The organism is Burkholderia sp. BCC1047, from assembly GCF_902833155.1.
In the GTDB taxonomy this organism is placed as follows: Bacteria; Pseudomonadota; Gammaproteobacteria; order Burkholderiales; family Burkholderiaceae; genus Burkholderia; species Burkholderia sola.
Map to the genome: position 1 here is coordinate 1 of NZ_CADFEH010000080.1, position 548 is coordinate 548.

General features: G+C 73.2%; 1 pseudogene. It reads right to left on the reverse strand.

What is annotated here, in order from left to right:
- Positions 1 to 83 precede the first annotated feature (83 nt).
- Positions 84 to 548 (reverse strand): annotated as a pseudogene (locus tag HWX55_RS35890) (acetyl-CoA C-acetyltransferase); the annotation flags it as partial.

Consider the following 548-nt stretch of genomic DNA (forward strand, 5'->3'; position numbering starts at 1 on the left):
CCGAAGCCGCAATCGGCCGGCGCACGAATTCGGTTCGCCAGTGGCGAACGGCCGGTGACGGAGAGCCGGTTACGGACGGCCGGTCACGGACGCTCGACCGCGAGCGCGACGCCCATCCCGCCGCCGATGCACAGCGACGCCAGCCCGCGCTTCGCGTCGCGCTTGACCATCTCGTGCAGCAGCGTCACCAGGATCCGGCAGCCCGACGCGCCGATCGGGTGGCCGATCGCGATCGCCCCGCCGTTCACGTTCACCTTCGACGTGTCCCAGCCCATCTGCTTGTGCACCGCCAGCGCCTGCGCCGCGAACGCTTCGTTGATCTCCATCAGGTCCAGGTCGCCCGGCGTCCAGCCCGCGCGCTCCAGCGCCCGGCGCGACGCCGGCACCGGCCCCATGCCCATCACGCTCGGATCCACGCCCGCGTTCGCGTACGCCTTGATCCGCGCCAGCGGCGTCAGGCCCAGCGCCGCCGCCTTCTGCGCCGACATCACCAGCACCGCCGCCGCGCCGTCGTTCAGCCCCGACGCGTTCGCCGCCGTCACCGAGCC